Consider the following 22,466-nt stretch of genomic DNA (forward strand, 5'->3'; position numbering starts at 1 on the left):
ATCTGTTTCAAATGTAACAAATGACAAGATGGCGTGCAAAACTTTTTTTGGAATACTTTTTGAACTACCTTTGGCGTCCGCTACCGCAAAATTTCGTTGTATGTAGTAGGATTTGTTCTTTGAAAATAAACATTTCAATAAGGGGCCGCCTGGTTTTGACAGCGAGACCAATTGGGATGTAAGCATGTCGAGCGCTGGGCTACAGCTCGTAAATCTCATTTTCCACACTTTTAATTGGCGAAAATAATTACGCTCTTGCCGCTTAATCCGAATTACAGTAGGATTTAGCCTCGTCTCTACTAGGTAGAGAAGCGAGATGTTCCTGAATAGCCCTTGTTGGCGGCGATTCTTTAAGGAGCACCAGAAATGTCAACACAAGGATAGTATTGCTTTGGTATTATCACTAAAACTTTAAGAAGCTAAGTGTAAAATAGGCGGTTTTCAGTCGGTTTTGCATCGAAAAACAAATGAAAACTAAACATGTAGAAAGCATTGTAATTGCTTGTTTGGACGGGAGTTCGATTCTCCCCGGCTCCACGATTAATCGCAACTGATTTGCGACTAATACATTAAAAGCTCGATAAGTTTACTTGATCGGGCTTTTTTGTTTTTTAGATGTCTGGTGAAAAGGAAATATAAGTCTTTCTTGCAAAACAAAAGCTAATGCATAATTAGTTTTCATATGCATTGCTTTAGACAAAAATTAGAAGTGTATTTTTTACTTTAATCCTTATCAATTTTATTATAGCTACTGATCATTGCTATAGCCCAAATGGCAACCAAAACAAAAACAATAATGGAAAACCACAATACAATATCTTTACCTTCCATTATCTATAAGTTTTACTAATATTAATACCCCTAATAATGTTGGTGCCCATAAGCCAATGAAAATTCCGTGGAGCTCATCAACGCTAATAAATACATATTCTGCCACGAGAATAATCACCAGACACAATGCCAACATTACTGTATTACCTAATCCTATTTTTTTAAAAAAATTCATTCCGTTAGAAGTTTACTTAAAGTTACAAATAATATTGTCTAAATTTAAATGAACGAAAAAACATTTGTGTAACTATTACCTACACAACACATATAGTTATTATTGCAGTAGGAATACTTGGTATTGAAAATGTATACCTATTGTAGTCTTTTCTCTTTTTTATAAAATTTTGAAGTGAAAATACTATTTAAATTCTTGAACGAAAAAGACCTTTACGATCGCTTAAGGCCTCCCAACAGCCTATAAATACAAAATAGTGGTAAGATTTACAATTTAATATATGCAGCATCTATAACAAATTTATCGCCTGTTTGATGCAGGTGATGCGTAGCTAACAGACCAGGATAAAAATCAGGTTTTATGATCTTTATTTGTCTTTCTTCATATTCATTTATGGTAAGCTTCTCTATTTTATTAATGCTTAATGCCCTGCCATATACCCCATCTACATTCACTTGCGAAGGTCTGTAAACACCAGTACTATCGCAAAAAATAGCACCTCCGTTTCGTCCCATGGCAGCATTTATAATCACTGGATTTTGTGCATGTGGCTCCATGTGATTTAATTTTAAAGAGTCTATTCTATAAATAAATAATTCGGTTTCCATAGGAGCATTCACATCTGCTTGTTTATTTATAAATAACCATTTATTCTGGTCAATATCTGTATAATAAGTAGCATCGTATATTACTTCTCCTTCAAATGCATTAGCATATAATTCCCATTTTTTTGGAAAATCTCTGCATTTATAAATTACTAATTTTTTGTTTTCTGATGATTCTGGCATCAAGAATATATCATCGCCTTCCTGAAAAATAGATGGATATGACATATGATAAGGAAAATCAAATACATCAACAACATGAGTAATTTCATTATTTTCTACTATTCCGCACGATATTTTTCCGCGCTTTGTACTATTGGGTATAGCTTCAAAAAACACATAGGTTTGCTTCCCGTATTCAAACAAAAACGGATCTGCCCATTGTTCACCTTTGGGCAAAATTACTGGCTTTAGCGCATTGACATCTGCAGTTAAAAAACTTCCATGACCCGTAAACAAGGTCCAGCAATGAAAACGTGTGCCATGCACCTTCGTTTGTATTCGCTCTTTAGATTTCTTTAAAAGTGTTCCGTAAAACGAAAAAATGTATTTTAAAACAGGCACTAAAGCAGGTTCTTTAACTTTAACGGCAGTAGGCTTTTGAGAAAAATTGGTAGCCACTAAATTTTCCTGAAGTAATCTTACATTTTTAAGAAGAAGGGAAACAGAACCCTCAATTACAGTATTCTTCGTATTTGCTAGAGACCAATACCTGTTAAAAATAGCTTCATCAACTAAATAACTTTCTTTTTGGCCCATCTTCTCCCCTACTAAAGAAACTCCAATCATTGGTGCTTTATGCAGAACTTCCCAAAATGTAGTACAATACTTCGGGCAGTTTTGTGCATTGGAATAATCAAAAGTCCAAACGCCATTTTTACTCAATGAGACAATTTCATCATGTAATTTTACAGCTGAAAAATTGAATAAAAGATCAATACCCAGTGAATTTAAAAAAAATAAATCATCGGCATGAGCCGAATCTAAAATGTCTACCTGTTGAATATCTTTTAACTTAAAGCCAAGCGTATGTTCTGTAACCGTTGCCACGGGTTTAAAAAAGTAATTTTGTTCAATACGTATTTGTTTTTGCAAAAACCACTTTGCCAATTTAGTTTTTGCCCTATGCAAGAAAGAACTTTGTTGATTTTGGTCCGAATTTTCGGCAGCTGACACATAAAGAAATGTCGCTAATTCGTAATTGGTATTCGCATGAATTTCTTTTAAAATCCGCAGCTCGCTGTTGGTGAAACTTTCAAATTTATTTTTTACTATACCAATTTTCATTCTTACACTAGCTTAATTCAAAAAAACACACATATACAAGAATAATAAAAAACTCATATCAACTTTTTTTATACTAAAAGTCCATATGAGTTCTAAGTGTTGTGCGTAAAATTTAATTATTTTTTACTCTTTTTGCTCTTTTTGCTCTCTCCATAACCATACCCGTACCCATAATTATAGTCATTATGTTTTTCTTTACCAATATCATTCATGAGATACACCATATTTTTAATTTTTCCCGAGGTATTTAATTCCTTCACAAAATCTAATACTTTTTTCTGGGTATGCCCTGCTCTAATCACATATAAACTTATGTCTGCAAATTCCGAAATCAACAGCGTATCTGTAACTAAAACTGTAGGAGCGGTATCAACAATAATATAATCAAACTGTTTAGACACTTCGTTTATAAACTTTTCGAAAGAATTATTGGATAATAATTGTGTTGGATTTAATGGAATAGATCCACTAAAACACACCTTATGGTATTCATTTTTACCAAATCCGTCATGAATACAATCTTCTATTTTGATGGTATTATCGTATAGATAATTGGATAGTCCTACCACATCTTTATTGATGTCAAAATACGTGTGCAATTGCGGGTTTCTTAAATCGGCACCAATCAATAATGTCCTTTTTTGTATGCTAGCATAGGTTAAAGACAAGTTTAAAGAAGTTACACTCTTTCCTTCTCCCTTAACAGATGAAGCTACATAAATAACCTTTGCCAAACCTTTGTCTTTTTTAGGCATCAGATAATTAATATTTGTGCTTAATATTCTAAATGACTCTGATAATACCGAGCGATCATTCGCATCGACAAAACTAGTTTTATTTTTAAAAAATGGCATTTCACCCACTATAGGTACTTCAGGTGTTACTTTCTCTACATCTTCTCTATTCTTTATTTTTGTACTGAAAAAATCTATTAAATAGATAATCGCAAAAGGAATAAATAAGCCTAGAAATACAGCAAAACCCAACAGCATTTTATTCTTTGAGGCTATAGGCGAATCATCGGTAATGGCAAAATCTACCACCTTAATTGATGGTGCTGTAACCGCATATTTTATTGCGGCTTCTTCTCTTTTTTGAAGTAATAATAAAAATAAGTTCTCTTTTATACTCTGCTGACGCTCTATTTCACGCAATGCCTTTTCCTTTTCTGGTAATTTAGCAAAATCACTATTGGTAATATTGCTTTCAGTAGTTAATCGAGATAGGGAAGCTTTTAATTGATTTTGATAACTGTTTACCGTTGCCAATATATTGGTCTTAGACCTATCTAATTGTGTAGTTATGGCTCTTAAGGTAGGATGACTTTCCCCAACACTAACTAATAATTTTTCTCGTTCTAAAACTAGATTATTATATTCTGCAACCAATAAATTAAGGTTTGATCCTGAAACGCCAATATCTGCAGGAAGCAAACTATAGTTGTCCTGATTCATCAATGACTGCTTTAACAGTCTCGCGATTGATATTTGCGTTTGTACATTTACTAATTCATTCTCTGTTAGTGACTTATTCTGTAGGGTGACACTAGCATCTGCTTCAATGTATGACAAACTGTTGGTTTGCTTAAAATCTTGTTTTCCTGCTTCAATAGAATCTAGCTCCTGCGTTAGGTATAAAAAACGTTCATCAATAAAATCTATAGTGCGTTTGGAGACCAACTGCCTGTCTAAAATACCGTCTCTATTAAACTTATTTATAATTTCATTCAAAACAATTTCAGACCGTTGCGCATTTTCACCTGCCAGAGATAAAGTGAGAATTTCACTCTTCTTATTCGTAGGTTCCACCGATAAATTATCTAGTAGATTTAGTACAGCATCTTTTACAGGAGAAATAGTAACTAAAAACTTTACTTGTTCGTAGTTTCTATAATCTTCATTTTCCTTTAATCTGATGGTAAATGGTAAACCATCTACATTAGTTTCTGTTTCTTGAAAAGGTACCTTTATTTCCTTTTCACTATCGGTAATTATCTTAAAATAATTCGGATGAATGCTGATTTTAAAGCTAGAATCTTCATAAACACTTTCATCTGGAGTAACTCTTTTTAAATCAAAAGGAACTTCCCAAATTTGCGTTGTTTTAATAGTACCTAAATCGTAATACGAAACATCTAAATGAAGTTCCTTAACCACTTGCTCTATTAATCGGTAAGAACGTATAACTTCAATTTCATTGTCTAAATTTACGTTGGTGCCTCCCGTAAAAATTGCAGCCGCTTCCGAGGCTATATCGGTTTCCTGCTTATCATCTGTAATTTTAATTTTAGCAACGGTTTGGTAATTAACCGGCGTATATCTTATTTCAAAAAGTGCTGCAGCTACACACAAAATAAGCCCGAGTAAAAAATAGGGCCATTGCCTGTAATATTTTAAAAGGAATTTTTTTAAATCAAAAACATCTTCTTTTTCCTCGAGATCTAAACTAAAAGGTTTTTTACTCATCTTATTATAACTATTATGGCTAGTGTTAAATTTTTATTTTTTCCAACTTTCTGCTCCGGCTATCAACTTGCAAAGTTAGGTATTCGCTTTTTTACTTAGGCTTTGTTTCGGTGCAAGGTTTTTTAATACGTTAAATTGTCACTCTAGCGGCTTTTCCTCCTAAAAGGAACCCTTTTAATTGAAAGGAGCTTTTAAAATGGACACTAGATTTTCTTCAAAAACAGCCAAGGTATGGTGCGTTGCATATCGCTTATTTGCATAAGCCCCCATTTCTTCTCTTAACAATTCATCATTGATTAAAATTTCAATCTTATCCGCTAAACTTGTGGCGTCATTCTTTTGCACCAAAAAACCGGACTTCCCTTCCTGAATAATATCTGGAATACCGCCTTCAAAAGTAGAAACCATTGGCAATGAAAACTGCATGGCTTCGAGCAATACAATTGGAGCACAATCATCTAAAGTAGGGTGTACAAAAATATCGGCATTCTTAAATTCAGCTGCTTTTTCTTCATTATATTTTCTACCTACATAAAATAATACATCCGAAATATTATTCTGTTTAATTATATTCTCAAATTCTTCTTTTGAAATATCTCCTTCACCACCCACAACCACACTTTGGAATACCACCTTTCTTGTTTTTAAAATTTTACATGCATCAACAAGCACAAACAAACCCTTGAATTTTAGTAAATTAGACAAAAATAAGAGTCGGACTTTATCATTATCTTTTTTTATTAAACTAGGAGAATCATCTATAATTGGAATTCCATTGGGGCAATAGTAAACATTCTTTTCCTTTACATATTTTTTAATATCATAATATAAATAAGGGGAAGTAAGAATTACTTTTTCGTTTTTAAGCACCAATAGGTATAATAAATGGTCGAACCATTTATCTTGATAATCCGCTACTCCTTTGTTATGAAAATGATAGATGATGTTTGTTCTGAAAATTTTTAAAATCAAAACAACCAGACAGTCTTTATAAAAACCATTACCATGAGAGTTTAATGTCATGTATACCAGTTTTGGTCTAAAAACCAGCAAGCTAGTTATCGTCTCTTTAAATATTTTTAAAAATCTCATCCACTTTTTTACTCCGTTCTTCCCAATTTCCTGAATACTAGCAGATGTACCTAAATCAATGAATTTAGTAGTGAATGTAGAATTAATAATTTTACTGTCTCGGATAAACCCACCTACCATAGCTGCTCCATGAACAGGAGGAGGTAAATGCAATATAAAAAGTATTTTCTTCATTCCAGTTTTAAAAAAAATTGCTGAATCATTTCTTGAAAAGTGAAAGGCATTTTATTATCCCTTAAAAATTTAACTTCACCTTCTAATGGTTTAATATTTTTTAATGTATTCTGTATTTTTTCAACTAACTCGGCTTCATTTTCTGGATTAAACAATTGACCATTACTTTTGTCTATTAAACTTGCAGCACCGGCATGATCCGAACATAAAATATGGCAACCCCCTATTAAGGCTTCATTTATAACCGCACCGTATGGTTCATAAATACTTGGCAATATGAAAACTTGCGAAAATACGTACCAATTATACAATTCCTCTTCTTCTTTCCTTCCAATAAAGATAATTTTGGAACTCAAATTTAAAGAAATCACCAGGTCTTCTAACTTATCCCGTAACTCTCCTTCACCTACTATAATCAGTTTAAAATTATTTTCTTGTATTTTGGAAACAGCTTTAATTAAAAAATCAATATTTTTAACTTCTACTAATCGGCCTATAAATAATAGAATTTTATTATTTGATAATTCGTATTTCTTTATATTTTGATTGGCTACCTCTATACTTTTTGAGTAATTTAATCTTATTTTTTCTTCATTATGTATAATAGGCAGTTCTAGTGTTTTTGTTTTTTTTGAAATATTTTCATAATACCAATTAGAAACCTCATTGCTTGTAAATATTACTCCTTCTATATTTTTGGTTACAATACTTCTCAAAATAGAACGAATTCCTTTTCTATCAATAGATTGCATAATACTATCATCACTCAAAGTGTAAACTTTTATATTTGGTTTAAATAATTTAGTATAAATAAATACCACCAAAGTCACCGGACTATACTCATTACAAAATATTATATCAGGCTTATGCCTATTTATTGCATTAATAATTCCAAATCGTATTGTCCTTCCAAATAAACCAAAACCTTTTTCTAAATAATTACAAGTAAAGCTGCATTTTCTTTTAATATTATCCTGATCAAACTTTTGATCACTAACATTTTGCAGTTCAAAATAAAAATTCGCCGCATATTTATCATGCAGAGCGTTAAAAAAATCAACTCTATAAGGAGCTAGTGCATTATGAAAAACCAAAAGCTTTTTTTTCATATAAATGTTTTAAAAAATTAACATAGTTTGGTTTATAATAGTATAATTACTACTACTGGGTAAGTCTATTTATATCCCAATTAATATCCTCTTTTAATATTTTAGAGGGCGAACCACCTATTAAAATATTTTCTCTATCGAAAGACTTTGTAACTGTACTTCTTGTTGCAATTACGGTGTTTGCCGCTATATTCACTCCTTTTAAAATAGATACATGTGAGGCTACCCAAACGTGATTACCTATACAAACATCTTTTGCGAAATTTATGCGTTTATTTGATTTGGTATCAATTATTGAATGAGAATCTCCAGTTCTTATATCTATATCATATGCAAATAAACAATCATCGCCAATCGTTATTTTTGAATTAGGTTCTGTCACTGCAATGTGTACATCTTCAAATTTACAATTCTGCCCAATTAAAGCACTACAATTACAATCCTCTATCCAAATAACGCCTCCTCGATTAAACCAAACATTTTTAGAAATATGTATCTTATTCTTATCTCCTATAATATATAATTTAACATTATTTAATATCACAGATTCTTCAATAAAAACTTTATTGCCATTTCCCGTAATTTCAATAATACATGATCTTAATATCGCCGATGAACTTATATTAAGTGTGTTATTTTTGCCTTTCATTATCTTTTTAAAAGAAGGCAATTTTTTCCCTGGATTTAAAATTATTCTAGTATACTTTAAAAGTAAAGGATGGCCTTTAATAAATTTTTTAATTTTTTGCTTCATTTAAAATAAATTATTTCTGCTAGAGTGTTTTAAACAGATTTTGTAATCCATAGGCTAGGCATCAACATTCGTAAATGCAATGTAAAAAAGTGTTTTACTGCTCTAAAAATTCCAAAATGTCGTAATTCATACCTAAAAAAGTAAAAAGGATGGCAATATCCGGTTGGCGCATATAAGGACTTTGCTCGTTTAATAAGGCTAACTTCTGGTCGTTGCCATGCTGGCGGTAGCGGATTAGACTCGCAATACCCTACTATACCTGAACTTATTCTTGTTTCAAAACCATTTTTTCTAGCTCGTAAACCATATTCAAAATCCCCCGTAGCATGTGGAAACATAGGATCTAGAATACCCGTTTTATCCTTTACTATTTTTGGCACTAAAACCATATTCCCATTGATATAAAAGCAAGGCAAAGGTTCCTTGGCATCAAAAACTATTTGTTTCTCGTTTTTATCAAAACCTCCATAGGTAATTTTACCGTCTACTTCTGAAGCCATGACGCCAGCAATAATACTATTGGGATAGTTTTCATGATTGTTCAACAATACCTCAATACCATTAGGCTTAATCTTGACATCGTCATTTAACCATAAATAAAAATCAAAATCTGCAGCTTCTTGTGCAGTTTGCCAAGCCAAATGCATGCCTCGATTCCAATACAATTCCCCATTACCTTGCAGGATACGCACTTCAGGGAACTCTTTTGTTACCGCTGCAGCAGTACCGTCATTTGAGCCGTCATCCACCAAAAATATAGTCAGCAAATGGTTTGCTGGTAACGTAGCGGCATAAAGCGAATTTAAACAACTTAATGTTTTCTCTCTTCTATTGTGACAGGTTAAGAGAACTGCAACAAACTTTTTCATTTATTTATCTTCTATATGTGCTTGTAAATATTTAAATTTTAAAAACTTAGGCCCATGTAAAAGCCAAACACTAATTTCCTTATCATTTAATATTCTAAATTGATTGGAGCTTAACAATCCTATCAAAAGCCAAAAAAAATAATAATTTAAATCATATGTAGTAGATTCCTCAATAAATGCCATCATAAATCGAGAAGATATTAACAACCCAAGCATTTTTGCCAACCAATTATTTGACTTAAATATAGCTAAATATGATACAATTAGAATCAGTATTAAATAAAGTAAAACTCCAAAAATACCGAAATACAAAAATAGGTTTAAAATATGTACCTCTGACTTATATCTTAAGTCCTTAACGGCTCCACCAGTGTCATAAAAAAAATTTGAAATATATCCTTGAGATGGACTTTTGCCAAAAATAATTCCCTCATTAATAGCAACATCTAATATTATTTCTTCATACAAAAATGTTCGCGTATCAGCGCTTAAAGATTCCTCTTCTCCAGTTGATCCTTTAGAAGTATAATCCTCGTTTTTACTCGCTTCTTGAAATAAATTATAATTTCCCGACAATCCTAGATATAAGAAAATAATAGGTGTAATAAAAAAGGATAACCAAATTATGGTAATTATTGTTTTATTAAAAAACCTTCTAAAAAAGTAAACACTCACTATTAGAAATGAAATTGCAATTTTTATTAGATTTGCCCTCCACGAACTATTTACTAACACTACTGCGGTTACAACTGTTAATATTAAAATCACCCACTTTCTTTTCAAATATGGAATGAAAATAATAAAAATTACAGTTGGTAACATTAACCTACCATAAAGTTCAGAATCTGTTAAGATTGTTAATGGTATTAACAAAAAACCAAACAACAATATTTTTTTTAAATAAAACTGCAAAATAGACCAAAAAAATGTCAGGTTTTGTCCTAAATAAAATACTAATGCAATTAAAGTAAACAAAACAGATTCTAAAGAAAAAAATTTAAATGACCAATAATCTTCAGCTAGATAAAACCCTCGAAATAGCGAAAAAATAAGATAGAATAACCAGATATTATAACATATTACTACCGACTTATTTACATCTGACAAACCATAAAGAGTTTTTATTCTAAAAAAGATAAACACTGAAATATAATTCAAAAATGCAATGATATATGTTCCATATTGTAACTGGTAATTGAATGTTCCATTTATTTCAATCACTGTTAAGGCATCCGTAACTACTAACGAAATAACGGTAAAATACAAAAAGGCATACTCTATTTTTAATCTAGTAATCTGCATTTTTGATATTTATAAAAATTAATATTTTGACAATCATATCAACAAAAAGAATAACAAAATTATTAATGTTAATGAAATTCTAATTAGTTTAATTTAATTAGCTTTTTTATAAAAACTCTTATGGATTAAATCCTTATAAACATTAATAAGATCAGCAAGTATTTTTTCCTTATCATGTCTTTCTAAAGCTATATTACGAGCATTGTTACCTAGTATATTTACAGTATTATCTTTCAATGCTAATCTTGTAATTTCATGAACTAATTCAAAAACACCATTTGAGGGGATCAAAATACCAGTTTCTTTATTTTGAATTAAAGAAGCTATACCGCCCACATTACAAGCTATTACCGGCAACCCTAAAATTTGAGCCTCACAAATACTATTTGGACTATTGTCTATATAAGAAGGGTGTACATAAACATTAGCATGTTTTAATATTTCAATTAGCTCAGTCGGACTTTTTACTCCATGGCATTTTATACCTACTTTCTTATGATTTATTTTATCCGATTTTTCAAAATGCTTTAGAAGCTGTGAATTTTCACTAAGCCCTATTATATCCCATTGAAAATTTATTTTAGCTAACTCTTTTAGCTTTTGGGCTGCCTTCAAAACGAGATCTATACCTTTATAAATTGTTGGAGATAGAGTAGATACTATTCTAAGTTTAGACTTGCCTTGTTCTAAATTATGCTTTTCATAAAACACTGGCCTTAAAACTTCATCTACATGATAATATTTAACCTGCATATTATATAACTCTGCCACTTTTCTATCCCAATGAGTTCTACCCATTACAAACTTAGCGTTTTCTAAAACTTTAGCTTCTCTTAAGGCTTGGTTCCGAAACCTTTTAAAGTCGAAACCTGGATTATTACCCTTCAAAGTATTTAAAATATATTTTGGATTTAAGTGAAAATTCCATTTAGATTGATTAACAGGGAAGAATGTATTAATGCAACCGTTAATTAATCCTTGCAGGTGATAAACAACTGGGATATTTGTAAATTCTTGAACAACTGAAAAAGATCCTTCCGTACCAAAAACGTGAATGACATCAGGAGAAAAATCATCTATAACTTTTTGCACATCACTTTTTAAATCTATGTCTTCAAGATCTCCATTCCAATTTTTTAGTAATTTAGAAAAAGGGTTAATTCTCGTGGAATTATATTTTAGTGGATAATACGTGGTACTACCTCTTTTAACTTTTTTGTTCTCTGTTTCAGAAAAAAAACAAATTGCTAGATCCAAATCAGATGCTTCTGCAACCAATAACTCCAGGGACTCTACCCAACCAATACCATGATAACTATTCTTACCATGATCGTATAAAGAACCCGTTTCATTAAACCAAAGAATTTTCATGTTATTATTTATTTACTTGTTCCAAACACCTACAGCAGTGCCATTTATTATTTTTTTATACTGCATCGGCCATAATGGTAAGGTATACCCCAAACAAAAACAAGTTGCCAAGATTACACCCGTAGTACCCCATTCCAAATATCTTCCAAAAAACATACTTAAAGGAATATTTAGAAACATTGTTAACACAGATGTGTATAATTGAAGTCTAATTTTTCCAACGCCATTTATAAAATTAACATATATCATATTAAATGTCATAATGGCCACAAAAAGAGCCATTGCCAAGGATAATTGCAATGGTATTATTATTTTATCACCAACCCATAATTCATAAAACCAATCAGACAAAAACAACATTAATCCTAACCCTATTGGTACAAATAACCATATTTTCATTAACGTTTTTACTGAATTTTCAATCCAATTTGTATCTTTCCTAGCAAAGGCATCTGTAAAAGAAGACCAATAAGGAGTTGTCACTATCGCAAAAACCATTAAAAGTATTGAAAAATACTTGTATGCAATGTTATAGGGCACCACCTCTTCTGGAGAAAAAAGATTGGTAATAATAAAATTATCTGTTGAAAATAAAACTAATGCAGCTATTTGAACGATAAAAAAATTAAAACCAATACCCGTAATATCCTTAAGATACTTCTTACTCGCTAAACGAAATCTAGGTTTAAAATTTTTAAATTCTGAATTAAAGGCATAAGTGTTTAAAACAATTAAAATAATCACAGGAATAGCTGAAAAAATAGACCCAAATATTAATAGAGAACTTTCATTACTTTTAGTTAAAATCCATATAGCGAATAAAGATAATATTTGTGTAAAAAACTGAATTTTATTATCAATTGAATGATTTTGATTGGCTTGATAAATCGTAGTTATTAATTTTACGATTAACTGAATGGCAAAAAAAACAAATACCACAGGTAATAAAATATCTAATGTTTTATCTAACTCTACACTTGTATTAAAAACTGTTGACCATTTAATATAATTATTAACTACAAAAAATATCACCATCATACATATACTTATACATGCAATTGTATAATACGCCGTGCTTACAAGTGCCTGTGCATCTTGATAATTTTCTTTTGCCTTCGCTTCAGCAAATTTATTTCGAAGACCATGCCCTAAGCCAATATCAAATATAGAAAACCACATAATAAAAGAGCTAAGTGTTAACCAAACTCCATAGTTTTCAGTGTCTAAATAATTTATCGTTAGAGGAACAAGAAGAAAATTTGAAATAATAGTGCCAATTTTAAATATAAAAGCCCAGCCAATATGTTTAACAATTTGTTTAGTTCTAACATGTTCAAAACCAACAAAATCTATAATTTTAGATAAAATATTTCCCAATGTTGATTTTATTATAGTGTTTATTTTTTTTCATAAACTAAAATTACTTAAGCCACGAAAACACACTAAAGCTTAACCTCTTTAATTTTATCCAAGTTCGACAAAAACCAGTCGTAGGTATCCGTTATGCCTTGCTCTAAAGAATATTTGGCATGCCAGCCTAATTTATTCATTTTATCGCTTTCCATTAATTTACGAGGTGTGCCATCTGGTTTTGTGCTGTCCCAAACTATCTCACCTGTATGCCCTACTGTTTTTTGTATGGTTTCGGCTAACTCTTTTATGGTTACGTCGGTACCCGTACCTACATTATACAAGTAATCTGGTAATACATTTTTTACCGCAAAAACTACAGCTTGTGCCATATCGTCTACATGTAAAAATTCGCGCATTGGTGTACCACTACCCCATAACGTAACCGGTGTATTTCCATTGGCTTTAGCTTCATGAAACTTACGTAACATGGCCGGTAATACATGCGATGATTTTAAGTCAAAATTATCAAATGGGCCGTATAAATTGGTAGGCATTAAGCTCACAAAATCTTTTCCGAACTGCTTACGTATTGCCTGACATAATTTTACCCCAGATATTTTTGCAATGGCATACCATTCATTCGTTGGTTCTAATGGCGCTGTAAGTAAGTATTCTTCTTTTAAAGGTTGTGGTGCTAATTTTGGATAGATACAAGAGCTCCCTAGAAAAACAAATTTTTGAACATTGTTTTCGTGGGCAGCCTGTATTAAATTATTCTGTATTTGCATGTTTTCCATTAAAAACTGATATGGAAAATCATTATTTGCTAAAATACCACCCACTTTAGCAGCGGCATCAATAATGCCATCAAATTTTTCGGCTGCAATAAAGTCATTTACGGCCTTCTGGTTTCTTAAATCTAGTTCCTTACTGGTTTTACCTACTAAATTGGTATACCCTTCTTTTTCTAATGCTCTCCAAACAGCGGAACCCACCATTCCTCTATGTCCAGCAATATAAATTTTAGAATTCTTATTCATTTTTAATGGTTGTGTTTTCTTTTTATTTTCACTCTTTAATGTCATTTCAAGAGAATTTTACGCTTGAAATGAGTACAGTTAGTATCGAGAACCTTTTTGGCTATAAACCTGTTCTCGATACAATTTTTTATCAAAAATCACTCGAACTGACACAATTTTTACGTTCTACTCTTTTAATTCTTAATAAAACCACCCTGTCAGTTCGAGTGAATTTTACGATTGAAATGAGTAAAATTAGTATCGAGAACCCTTGTTCGACAAAATACTTCTCGATACCACTAATTCTTCCGCAATAGTTCCAAAATAATTCACTAGAAGTGACATTTTGTTGCAACTTTAATTTTTTACTAACCGCTGTCTATTAAAACAATTACTAATAAAAAATTGTATCGAGAGCTCTTGTTTTACACAAAACTTCTCGATACAAATTATTCTTCCGCTATTGCTCCAAAATAATTCACTCGAAGTGACATTTTAGTTACTTCTTTGATCTATTATTTTCTTTAAACATACTGCTTCTCGATACAAATTAATCTTACCCTAGTATTCTAAATTGATTAACTCGAAGCAATTAAATCTATTCGAAATAATTATACGTTGTAAAGCCTCCGTCTTTTAGATATTGGTCTTTTTTCATTAACTTAATATCGCCTTGCATCATATCTTTTACCAATGCTGGTAAATCATATTTAGCTTCCCAACCTAATTTTGTTTTTGCTTTTGTTGGATCACCAATTAAAAGCTCTACTTCAGTTGGTCTAAAATATTTAGGATCTACTGATAAAACTTCTTTACCAATTTCTAATTGATATTCTGGGTTATTACATTTAGCAACATACGCCTTTTCATCAACGCCTTTGCCTTTAAATTCTAATTCTACACCCACTTCACTAAATGCCATACGTACAAAATCACGTACTGGTGTAGTTTTACCGGTAGCAATTACCCAATCTTCAGCTTCTTCTGCCTGAAGAATCATCCACATCATTCGCACATAATCTTTAGCATGACCCCAGTCTCTTTGAGCATCTAAATTACCTAAGTAGAATTTATCTTGTAAACCAAGGGCTATTCTTGATACTGCTCTAGTAATTTTACGTGTTACGAAAGTTTCCCCTCTTATAGGAGATTCATGGTTAAAAAGTATCCCATTACAAGCATACATACCATAAGCCTCTCTGTAATTTACTGTGATCCAATACGCATACATTTTTGCAACGGCATACGGACTACGTGGGTAGAAAGGAGTTGTTTCTGATTGCGGCACCTCTTGTACTTTACCATACAATTCTGAAGTTGACGCTTGGTAAATTCTTGTTTTCTTTTCTAAACCTAATAAGCGTACAGCATCTAAAATACGTAAGGTACCAATACCATCTGCATTGGCAGTATATTCAGGTACTTCAAAAGAAACCTGTACATGACTCATAGCCGCTAGGTTATAAATCTCATCTGGTTGAATTTCTTGTATTAAACGAATAAGGTTGGTACTATCCGTCATATCACCATAATGTAAAACATAGTTTCTGTTTTCAATATGTGGATCTTGATACAAATGATCTATCCTATCTGTATTAAAAAGTGATGATCTACGCTTTAATCCGTGAACGATGTATCCTTTTTTTAATAAAAGCTCACTTAAATAAGCTCCATCTTGACCTGTAACTCCAGTGATAAATGCTACCTTATTTTTCAATTTTATAATTTTTATAGTTAATTAATTCTATTCTAAAACTTCATATTTACTAAAAGATTGTGCAAATTACCTGAAAAAAATTTGTTTCGGTTATTTATAACAATCAAGCCTAAAACCAATTTAGGCTATTTTTATTTTTTTTACAAAACTACTCTCTTATATCTAATTTTATCAAGTATTGCTGCTGATAATTATTTTAAAATCGATATAAGCACAATAAAAGCAGTTTAGATGTTACTTGCATAGGTACTAAATAAAGAAACAATTAAAATTAAAACAATTGCAACCCATTGTGCTGCAAATAAAACTCGTATGTTTTGCTACCTATTTTTCACCTATTAAAAATGAAGCTTTTTAAATAAAAAATAACGACTTTGCCAATACTAAATTTCACAATTCAACAGTTATAATTACCTTTTGCAGATTAATACTATTTAATTAATATTTATTTTCGTGCTTTGTATTGCTAAACTAACCATATGAAAAAACCAGACTACATTAGGTGCTTGGGTTATAATCTATTTTCTGATGATTTAACTACCATACCATTTAATGAGCATGTTGTAGTGAATACCATTAATCAATACTCATATTGCATAGCGGAAAAGGATGGAGCTTTTAAAAAAGCACTCAAAAGCTCTACCATTTTATTGCCTGATGGTATAGGTGTAGTCTTGGCATCAAAATTTTTATATGGTAAGCAAATAAAAAAAATTGCTGGTGCAGATATTCATGCCTTTCTATTACAAAAACTTAATGTGGAAGGTGGTAGTTGTTTTTATTTAGGGGCCTCTGAAACCACTTTAGAAAAAATTAAAGATCGACTTTCAAAAGAATATCCAAATATAAAGGTGGGAACGTATTCTCCTCCTTTTAAACCGGAATTTTCACCAAGTGATAATTTAGAAATGATTGCGCAGGTAAACCAATTTGAACCTAACGTTTTGTTCATTGGAATGACCGCTCCAAAACAAGAAAAATGGTGTGCAGCAAATCATGATAAAATAAATTCCAATATTATATGTTCTATAGGAGCAGTTTTTGATTTTTACGCAGGCACTGTGGAACGACCAAGTGAAAAATGGCGAAATCTAGGATTAGAATGGCTAGGGAGATTGGTTAAAGAACCAAAGCGCATGTGGAAACGCTATATTTATTATGGATTTGTATTTGGTTATTATTTAGTAAACGAAAAATTTAAAATTCTCTTTAAAGTTAAAAAAACGCAACAGTAGAAAAAGTTGCCCATTTTTTAACCAATTACAGTATTAAGAAACTAAAATGAAAAATTCTTTTTTTATCCTCCCGTTATCGTTTTTCATTCATTTAATTACTTTAAATGTTGGGTTATACCTATTTTCTCACGAATTATACACCGACCCAATTAATCTCTTATACTACAACCTAACTTGGCTAATTTGCGCCTATAGTTTTAATATCTACGCGCAAAATAAATTTGAAAAATTTACCACCAAATTCCCTAAACTTATAAAACTAATAATTATTTATGGTTTGTGTTATTTCTGTTTGTTCGCCATCCGTAAAATCACTAATTATTCTATTTATCATCATCTTATTTTATTTATAGGTTTTGCATTTTTATTAATCTTGTATAAATACCTATTTTATTTGGCTAGAACTAGGTATAGAACCAAAGGCGGGAAGTATGTAAAAGTAATCGTTATTGGGAGAGATCTCAATCTTAGAAAACTAAGAACTATTTTTGACCAACCCACTCTTGGATATAAATACATTGGTTATTTTGATGATAGTCCTTCTACCAGTGCTACTTATTTAGGCGAAACTAATGATGCCTTAAAATTTGCTGTAGATCATAAAATTGATGAAATCTATTGCATAGCGTCAAAGTTTTCAAAAAAGGAGTTTATGGCATTAATGACTTTTGCCGATAACCATTTAATTAAGGTAAAGTTAATTCCAGATAATAAAGAAATTTGGACAAGATCTATGTCGCTACAACTTTATGGATCTGTACCTGTTTTAAACATGAGAGAATCGCCTTTAGAAATGGAATATGCCAACATTATTAAGAGAATGTTTGATGTTGTTTTTTCTAGCTTAGTTATCATTTTTATACTCTCATGGTTAATCCCTATTATTTATATTGTCATGAGAATAGATTCTAAAGGTCCTTTGTTTTTTATACAAGAAAGACATGGAGCAAATATGCAAACCTTTAAATGTATAAAGTTTAGGTCCATGACTCCCAATAAAAATGCCGACACCGAAATGGCTAAGAAAAATGATATGCGTGTTACCAAACTGGGTAAATTTATGAGGAAAACTAATATTGACGAGCTACCTCAATTTATCAATGTTTTTATGGGGGATATGAGCGTAGTTGGCCCTAGACCACATATGGTGTTACATACCAAAGAATTTGAAGCATTGGTAAATAAATATCTTGTTCGACATTTTGTAAAACCAGGTATCACAGGTTTAGCCCAAGTAAGGGGATATAGAGGTGAAATTGAAAAAAAATCTGACCTCCTTAACCGCGTGCGATTAGATATATTTTATCTAGAAAAATGGTCGCCAAGATTAGATATTTTAATAATCTATTATACCATATTGAATGTTATTCGAGGTGAAAAAAAAGCATATTGATTTCACCTTTAAAACACTTTATCGAATTTCAAGTGCATTCGCAGTAAGTTTTCGTATAACTAGTAAAAAAAATGAAATTTAGCCTTTCAAAAACCAAACTAAATAAAAAAGCAATAGTCCCCCTTACTGCTCCAATAGACCCTACTTTATGAAAATAGCTTTTTCACCACCTTTTATTAATGACTTAGTTAAAGCAGAGGTAAACGAATCATTAGATTCCGGTTGGATTACCACTGGACCTAAAGTTAATCAATTAGAAAACATGATTGCCGATTTAGCTAAAGCACCAAAAGTGCTTTGTGTAAATTCATGGACTTCTGGAGCTATGTTGATTTTAAACTGGTTGGGTGTTCAAAAAGATGATGAAGTAATTATACCAGCATATACGTATTGTGCTACTGCTCTTGCAGTAATGCACGCAGGGGCTAAGCCTGTGTTAGTAGATATTAATGACGACTTTAATATTTCAGTAAAAAACATAGCAAACGCAATAACGTCTAAAACTAAAGCAATAATCCCTGTAGATATTGCAGGTTGGCCATGTGATTACGACGAAATAAATAATTTAGTACAGCAAAAGAAAGCGTTGTTTAATGCTACTAGTGACGTACAAAAAAAATTAGGCAGAATACTAGTTATGGCCGATGCGGCACATTCCATTGGAGCTAAATATAAAGGCAAAGAGAGCGGGAATTTAACCGACGTGACTGTTTTTTCCTTACATGCGGTAAAAAACATTACAACTGCTGAAGGTGGTGCTGTTTGTTTGAATCTTCCTGAACCTTTTAGTAATGATGAAGTGTACGCAACTTTAAGGTGCTATTCTCTAAATGGCCAAACAAAAGATGCCTTTACAAAAAGCCAGGCGGGATCTTGGCGCTACGATATTATTTATCCAGGGTTAAAAATTAACATGCCCGATGTATTAGCAGCAATAGGTATTGGTCAGTTAAAAGTGTACAGTAGCAATACTTTAATTAGAAGGTTTGAAATATTTGAAAAGTATAATTCCTATTTTTCAAATGAAGATTGGGCTTTACTACCGCAACATCAAAACGATGATAAATCTTCTTCCTGCCATTTATATGCCTTACGCATAAAAAATGCGAACGAAAATACGAGAGATAAAATTATTGCCTTAATTGCGGAGCATGATGTTGCAAGCAATGTACATTTTCAACCCTTACCTTTATTAAGTGTTTTCAAAAACATGGGATATGACATGAAAAACTATCCTAATGCCTATGCGCAATACGAAAATGAAATTTCCCTACCTATCTATCCACAATTAACAGATGAACAAATTGCTTATATAAGTCAAGTAGTTATAGATAGTGTGCGTAAGGTTTTAGATATCAACAATGATTGAAATTATTATCCATAATTTTTAGTCACCTATAGTATTATGGCATGCTTTATTAAAAATACCCTTAATATATTATTGCAGCTAATTCAATTGAGAATCCTGAGTTTTTATTTCCTCAAGTAAAGCGCTAAATCTTTCTTCGGTAAGAGGTTTACTTATAAAATCCTTTACTATTTTATATTCCTGAGATTTTGCAATATCTCTAGAAGAAATAGAGGAACTTAAAATATATACTTTTGTTTTAAGGTTGATATCTGGGATTTTACACAATTCGTCTAAAAATTCCCAGCCATCCATTATAGGCATATTTAAATCTAGAAAAATTACTTCCGGAATTTTATTTTCAGATTTCAAAAGTGCCGTTAAACTATCTAAAGCTTCTCGTCCATTTTCAAAAACCAAAATAGAGGAACAAAATAAACTGTTATTGTTTAAAATTACTTTGGTACCGAAAACAAAAATAGGATCATCATCAATCAGGCATATGGTATCTATACTCATAATCAGTGAACAATTTTTTCTGCAAAAGTAGGTATTTTCTTATAATCGCCCAATAACAGCATCAGTATTTTACTGGATTATTGCCTCTAATATACCAATAACCACTCCTTTACATCTCCATTTTCCACTTCTTGAACTACTTGAAAATTATTTTTAAGATAAAACTTTTTAAGATTTTCTTCCTCAATAGTCAACCATAACTTTGCTTTTGGATAGCTACTTTTAACTGAATCTAACCATAGGGTGCCTAAATCTCTACCTCTATGGGTTTCATTCACCCATAAATACCCGATATAATAACTATGTACTGCTAAAAGCTCCTCTGCTTCTTTTTTAAACAATGCCATATCTTGGGTGTACTGTTTAAATAAAATCCCTCCGGTAATAATATCGCCATCCTCTTTAATCACATAGATTTCCGAAGAACTTTTTGCATTTTCCCAAACCAGATCTAAAGCTTCTATCCAATCTAAGGGAAGTATTTTAAAAAAGGCTAACGGATTATCGGTATGTTTTGCAAAGGTTACTGCCATAATACTAATTTATAAAAGTCCCCAAGACCATAGCTTATCAGAATCCTCGAACCAACGGTCTCCTATATCTGTACGATAATAACAGTTATTAATGATTACATTATTAATACGGTTGTACATCATTTTTTGAGCATCTTTCATAGTTAATCCAGTGCCTGTTACTAAAAGTGCTATCCCAGTATTACCCGTAATTAACCATTGATCATTTACATTTTTTAAATGCATTGGGTGTATGCCTTCTAAACTATCTTTTTTCAGAATTACAACCGCGTCTTTAGAGAATAGTTCAAATGTTTTTTTATCATCATAAGGAAAAGGTGGCACTACTACAAATGCCCCTACTTGAAATCCCTTTTTAACGTTAATTCCAAAATTACGACCTGAAGCCACTTTATATAATAGCTCTCCTATAGGCTCGGTAATCCCAGCTCTTTGAATAAAAATTTGAGGAAAACCAAATCGTGATGTAAATTCTAAAGGATAAATACCATTACCATTTACGATACAGTTGATATCTATATGCCCGTAAAACTTATTCTTTGCTAATATGGGCTCAAATTTCTTTAAAGTTCTATCAAAAATTGGGGAATCTTTCACCCAAAACATACTACTGCCCATTTCGCCTGTAGAAACTCCTAGTTCTTTTGGAAATAGTTTTTTATGCTCAAAAGTGATATTTATTGGAGTCAGAAATTGTGATCCATTAAAAAAAGCAGATACAGAAATTTCAACACCCTTTACTTTACGTTGTAATTGGAACGTACCAAAATCGTCGCCCCAAGATTTTTCGTAAGCCTTTAAAACACGTATAACATCCTGGCCCGTATCATCACTACCAACAAACAAAAGTTGTTTTAATTCTTGTGTTTCGCCCGATGGTTTTATTACATAAGCATTTGGGTTATTCTCTACGTATTTTATGGCCTCTTTGAAGGTGGCAAATTCTTTGAAAGGTAAAATATTTATCTTATGCCTTTTTAATTCGGCTTGACCAAAATTGCGATCTAGCTCTAATGCATCGGTATATTCTGTGCCTCCAAAAACCAATTTGCCTTGCGCTCGTAATTCTTGACAAATTTTACCATTGCCTGTATAATCAAAAATTAATACATCTGCCCAATCTACGTGCTTTTTCCAATCTTGAACCTTTTTAACAAAGCCATACCCTATTTCCTTTGAGGCTTTATCTTCAATATACAGTTTAACCTCATTACCCTCTTCTAAGGTTGCCAAGGCAATATCTAAGGATTCACCCCAACGCGATATAAAAAGAAATTTTCTGCTTTTTTCTACTTTTTTATTCAATGTAATTTGG

At 31.6% G+C, this 22,466-nt stretch carries 18 protein-coding genes and 1 other RNA gene; 4 read left to right on the top strand and 15 right to left on the bottom strand.

What is annotated here, in order from left to right:
* Positions 1-141: 141 nt before the first annotated feature.
* Positions 142-540, top strand: a transfer-messenger RNA (tmRNA) gene (ssrA, locus tag B8963_RS10495).
* Positions 541-820: 280 nt separating this feature from the next.
* Here ssrA and B8963_RS10500 read toward each other — a convergent pair.
* The 12 genes from B8963_RS10500 to gmd all read right to left on the bottom strand — a co-directional run bounded on the left by B8963_RS10500 (position 821) and on the right by gmd (position 16,123).
* On the bottom strand, positions 821-1,006 hold the full coding sequence (locus B8963_RS10500; protein WP_084061474.1) for a hypothetical protein: 186 nt from the start codon (positions 1,004-1,006) through the stop codon (positions 821-823).
* A gap of 266 nt (positions 1,007-1,272) precedes the next feature.
* Positions 1,273-2,898 carry a glucosamine inositolphosphorylceramide transferase family protein gene (locus B8963_RS10505; RefSeq protein WP_084061475.1) on the bottom strand — a complete coding sequence of 542 codons (1,626 nt, stop codon included), beginning with the start codon at positions 2,896-2,898 and terminating at the stop codon, positions 1,273-1,275.
* A gap of 116 nt (positions 2,899-3,014) precedes the next feature.
* Entirely contained in the window at positions 3,015-5,363 is a 2,349-nt protein-coding gene (locus tag B8963_RS10510) for a GumC family protein (protein WP_084061476.1), read from the bottom strand.
* Between the two features lie 174 nt (positions 5,364-5,537).
* Positions 5,538-6,629: a glycosyltransferase family 4 protein gene (locus tag B8963_RS10515; protein ID WP_084061477.1), complete on the bottom strand. Its 1,092-nt coding sequence runs from the start codon at positions 6,627-6,629 to the stop codon at positions 5,538-5,540.
* Positions 6,626-7,738: a glycosyltransferase family 4 protein gene (locus B8963_RS10520; protein WP_084061478.1), complete on the bottom strand. Its 1,113-nt coding sequence runs from the start codon at positions 7,736-7,738 to the stop codon at positions 6,626-6,628. Before B8963_RS10520 ends, B8963_RS10515 begins: the two co-directional genes overlap by 4 nt.
* 52 nt (positions 7,739-7,790) lie before the next feature.
* Positions 7,791-8,492, bottom strand: a complete 702-nt coding sequence (locus B8963_RS10525; protein ID WP_084061479.1) for an acyltransferase — start codon at positions 8,490-8,492, stop codon at positions 7,791-7,793.
* Between the two features lie 29 nt (positions 8,493-8,521).
* The gene (locus B8963_RS10530) at positions 8,522-9,361 is read right to left on the bottom strand and encodes a glycosyltransferase family 2 protein (RefSeq protein WP_084061480.1); all 840 of its coding nucleotides are present in this window, start codon (positions 9,359-9,361) and stop codon (positions 8,522-8,524) included.
* The gene (locus tag B8963_RS10535; protein ID WP_143312515.1) at positions 9,362-10,627 is read right to left on the bottom strand and encodes a hypothetical protein; all 1,266 of its coding nucleotides are present in this window, start codon (positions 10,625-10,627) and stop codon (positions 9,362-9,364) included.
* 129 nt (positions 10,628-10,756) lie between these two features.
* Entirely contained in the window at positions 10,757-12,034 is a 1,278-nt protein-coding gene (locus B8963_RS10540; protein WP_084061482.1) for a glycosyltransferase family 4 protein, read from the bottom strand.
* Positions 12,035-12,046: 12 nt separating this feature from the next.
* Entirely contained in the window at positions 12,047-13,411 is a 1,365-nt protein-coding gene (locus B8963_RS10545) for a lipopolysaccharide biosynthesis protein (protein WP_159447292.1), read from the bottom strand.
* 65 nt (positions 13,412-13,476) lie between these two features.
* Positions 13,477-14,427, bottom strand: coding sequence for a GDP-L-fucose synthase family protein (locus B8963_RS10550; protein ID WP_084061673.1), 951 nt, complete (start codon positions 14,425-14,427; stop codon positions 13,477-13,479).
* A 577-nt stretch (positions 14,428-15,004) separates the two neighbouring features.
* Positions 15,005-16,123 carry a GDP-mannose 4,6-dehydratase gene (gene gmd, locus B8963_RS10560; protein WP_084061485.1) on the bottom strand — a complete coding sequence of 373 codons (1,119 nt, stop codon included), beginning with the start codon at positions 16,121-16,123 and terminating at the stop codon, positions 15,005-15,007.
* 479 nt (positions 16,124-16,602) lie between these two features.
* Between gmd and B8963_RS10565 the strand changes: the two genes are divergently transcribed.
* The 3 genes from B8963_RS10565 (at position 16,603) to B8963_RS10575 (ending at position 20,120) form a co-directional block, all read left to right on the top strand.
* A complete protein-coding gene (locus B8963_RS10565; protein ID WP_084061486.1) occupies positions 16,603-17,358 on the top strand; it encodes a WecB/TagA/CpsF family glycosyltransferase in 756 nt (251 codons plus the stop codon).
* Between the two features lie 46 nt (positions 17,359-17,404).
* A complete protein-coding gene (locus B8963_RS10570; RefSeq protein ID WP_084061487.1) occupies positions 17,405-18,751 on the top strand; it encodes an exopolysaccharide biosynthesis polyprenyl glycosylphosphotransferase in 1,347 nt (448 codons plus the stop codon).
* Between the two features lie 148 nt (positions 18,752-18,899).
* Complete coding sequence (locus tag B8963_RS10575) at positions 18,900-20,120, top strand: DegT/DnrJ/EryC1/StrS family aminotransferase (RefSeq protein ID WP_084061488.1); 1,221 nt, start codon at positions 18,900-18,902, stop codon at positions 20,118-20,120.
* Between the two features lie 78 nt (positions 20,121-20,198).
* Here the strand turns inward: B8963_RS10575 and B8963_RS10580 are convergent, their stop codons facing one another.
* The 3 genes from B8963_RS10580 to B8963_RS10590 form a co-directional block, all read right to left on the bottom strand.
* On the bottom strand, positions 20,199-20,618 hold the full coding sequence (locus B8963_RS10580; protein ID WP_084061489.1) for a response regulator: 420 nt from the start codon (positions 20,616-20,618) through the stop codon (positions 20,199-20,201).
* Between the two features lie 86 nt (positions 20,619-20,704).
* On the bottom strand, positions 20,705-21,151 hold the full coding sequence (locus B8963_RS10585; RefSeq protein ID WP_084061490.1) for a GNAT family N-acetyltransferase: 447 nt from the start codon (positions 21,149-21,151) through the stop codon (positions 20,705-20,707).
* Positions 21,152-21,160: 9 nt separating this feature from the next.
* Positions 21,161-22,456, bottom strand: coding sequence for a hypothetical protein (locus tag B8963_RS10590; RefSeq protein WP_084061491.1), 1,296 nt, complete (start codon positions 22,454-22,456; stop codon positions 21,161-21,163).
* Positions 22,457-22,466: the final 10 nt, after the last annotated feature.

Source organism: Cellulophaga tyrosinoxydans, from assembly GCF_900176415.1.
Lineage (GTDB): Bacteria > Bacteroidota > Bacteroidia > Flavobacteriales > Flavobacteriaceae > Cellulophaga > Cellulophaga tyrosinoxydans.